The organism is Chrysiogenia bacterium (genome assembly GCA_020434085.1).
Lineage (GTDB): Bacteria > JAGRBM01 > JAGRBM01 > JAGRBM01 > JAGRBM01 > JAGRBM01.
On record JAGRBM010000457.1, the window covers coordinates 1 to 2,585 of the forward strand.

The following is a 2,585-nucleotide window of genomic DNA, read 5'->3' on the forward strand; positions in this document are numbered from 1 at the left end:
CTGCGATTTTCGAGAAGCACCACGTGGTTGGCGTCGTTTGTGTCCTCGCACATCGTCGTCACGATCACGCGCTCGGAAACGAAACGTGTGATGTCATCGACATGGCCATCGGTGTCGTCGCCCTCCAGCCCGTCATGGAGCCACAGTATGTTCGTTGCTCCAAGGTGGTCGCGCAGACGTTGCTCGATCTGCTCCCGCGTGAGGGAGGGATTGCGGTTCTTGTTGAGCAGGCACTGCTCGGTGGTGAGCAAACAGCCGCGTCCATTCACGTCGATGCTTCCGCCTTCGAGAATCATGCCGGGCGTAACGTGAGCAATGCCGGTGATCTCCGAGACGCGGGCCGGCACACGGTTGTCATCGTCCCAGGGGGGGAACTTGCCGCCCCAGGCGTTGTAGTCCCAGTTGAGAATGAGTCGCTCGCGCGTGCCGTTCTCGTCGCGCACCAAAAAAATCGGGCCGTGATCGCGCGCCCACACGTCGTTGGTTGGCACGTCGTGCAGGCGAATGCGGTCCTCGGGAACGCTGCGTCTGGAGAGCGCCTTGTGCACGCGCTCGTGCAGGCGCTCGCTCGCCAGGATGTTCACGATTTCTCCCGGCGCCAGCGCGGCGGCCATCTGCGCCCAAATGTCCTCGATAACGGTGAAATCGCGTCCAGGCCAGGTTTTCGGATTGTGCGGCCACGAAAGCCACGTGGCTTCATGGGGCTCCCACTCGGCCGGCATGCGCCAGCCCTGTGCGGAAAGGCTCAAACTCTCACTCATGGTGGATTGGTTCTCGCTTGAGAATAGGGGGTGTTCAGTCTTCGTCGAGGTAACGGCGCGTAAGTCCGCCGTAGGCATCGATGCGCCGGTCGCGCAGGAAGGGCCAGGCGCGGCGGGTGGCTTCAATCTGTTTGAAATCGCACTCGGCGTAGAGAATTTCCTCGCCCTCGGCGCCGCGCGCCAGAAAGCGGCCCATCGGGTCGACGATGAAGCTGTTTCCCCAGAACTCGATTTCGTGTTCGATTCCCACGCGGTTGGCCGCGGCGACAAACAGGCCGTTGGTGATTGCGTGGGAGCGCTGGACCGTCTGCCAGGCATCGCGCATGCCGCGACGGTCTTCGTCGCTCTCGCCTTTCAGCCAGCCAATTGCCGTGGGGTAGTAGAGAATCTGCGCACCGGCGAGTGCGGCAAGGCGCGCGCCCTCGGGAAACCACTGGTCCCAGCAGATGAGCGAAGCGATGCGCCCGTGCTGCGTTTCGAAGACGCGAAATCCAAGATCGCCGGGCGTGAAGTAGTACTTTTCATAAAAATGCGGATCGTGGGGGATGTGCATCTTGCGATACTTTCCCAGCACGGTGCCGTCGGCATCGATGACCGCGACGGTGTTGTGGTAGAGCCCGCCAGTGCGACGCTCGAAGAGCGGACAAATGATGACGGTCTTTGTTTCCTGCGCGAGTTTCGAGAAAGCCTTTGTCGTGGGGCCCGGGATGGGCTCGGCCAGGTCGAAGTGCCTGGGGTCTTCCTCGTGGCAGAAATACTGCGAGCGAAAGAGCTCCTGTAGGCCGATGATCTGCGCACCTTTGGAGGCCGCCTCGCGCGTGCGGGCGAGCGCCTTGTCGAGGTTCGCGGCTGGATCTTCCGAGCACGACATCTGAACCAGCGCAATTTTTACGGCGCTCATGGGCGGCCCTCCTTGCGACGGCTCAGTAGGCGGAGCCCCCGCTGAACTACGCTTATAGCGGCTTTTCGCGGCGATTACAGCACCTTGACACCCCGAGCGCCGGAGAGCTACGGTCGCCCGGCATCTTTTGATTGATTGCTCAATCAACGACTGCACCAGATTCCAGAACCAGGACCCTGCGCGACCATGGCATTTTCCGATCCGCGTGAGATTTTCGAAAAACGCATCCAGAACGGCATCGCAGCCGATCCCGAGCGTGCGGCCCGGGTCGATGCCGTCTTCAAATTCGTCATCACAGGCGAGGGCGGCGGCGTGTGGATGGTGAACCTGCGGGACGCCCCCGGCGTTACCGAAGGGGACGAGGACGCCGGTTGCGTCATCATGATGAGCACCGCCGATTTCCTCGACATGAACAACGGCAAGCTCGACCCGCAGGCGGCCTTCATGTCGGGCCGGATGAACATCACCGGCGACTGGTCGCTGGCATTCAAACTGGGCGAAATTCTCGGCGGCGGCGCGCCGCGCGAGTAAGGAGTATTTGCAATGAGCGGACCTCTCAATGGAATTCGGGTGCTCGATCTGACCCGCCTGCTGCCGGGCCCCTTCTGCACCCTGATGCTCTCGGACCTGGGCGCGCAGGTGGTGAAAGTCGAGGACATGGCGGGCGGCGATTACGCGCGCGTCTCGCCGCCGGTGGCCCCCGACGGCCAGGGCGGCATGTTCCATTTCCTCAACCGCGGCAAGCGCTCGATCAAGCTCAACCTGAAAAAGCCCGAAGGCGTCGAGCTTTTGAAGCGCCTGGTGCGCGAGGCCGACATTCTGGTGGAGTCCTTCCGCCCCGGGGTGATGGACAAGCTGGGCGTGGGATACGAGACGCTCAAAAAAGAAAACAAGAAGCTCATCTATTGCTGCATCAGCGGCTA

Annotated in this window: 4 protein-coding genes; 2 read left to right on the forward strand and 2 right to left on the reverse strand. The window is 62.0% G+C overall.

What is annotated here, in order from left to right; genetic code table 11:
* Positions 1-761 (reverse strand): agmatine deiminase family protein (locus tag KDH09_15465; GenBank protein MCB0221095.1); only part of this gene is annotated, 761 nt, incomplete at its 3' end.
* Positions 762-795: 34 nt separating this feature from the next.
* The gene (locus tag KDH09_15470) at positions 796-1,662 is read right to left on the reverse strand and encodes a carbon-nitrogen hydrolase (protein ID MCB0221096.1); all 867 of its coding nucleotides are present in this window, start codon (positions 1,660-1,662) and stop codon (positions 796-798) included.
* A 186-nt stretch (positions 1,663-1,848) separates the two neighbouring features.
* Here KDH09_15470 and KDH09_15475 point away from each other — a divergent pair, with 186 nt between their 5' ends.
* A complete protein-coding gene (locus KDH09_15475) occupies positions 1,849-2,193 on the forward strand; it encodes an SCP2 sterol-binding domain-containing protein (GenBank protein MCB0221097.1) in 345 nt (114 codons plus the stop codon).
* 12 nt (positions 2,194-2,205) lie between these two features.
* A partial coding sequence (locus KDH09_15480; protein MCB0221098.1) for a CoA transferase occupies positions 2,206-2,585 on the forward strand: 380 nt, incomplete at its 3' end.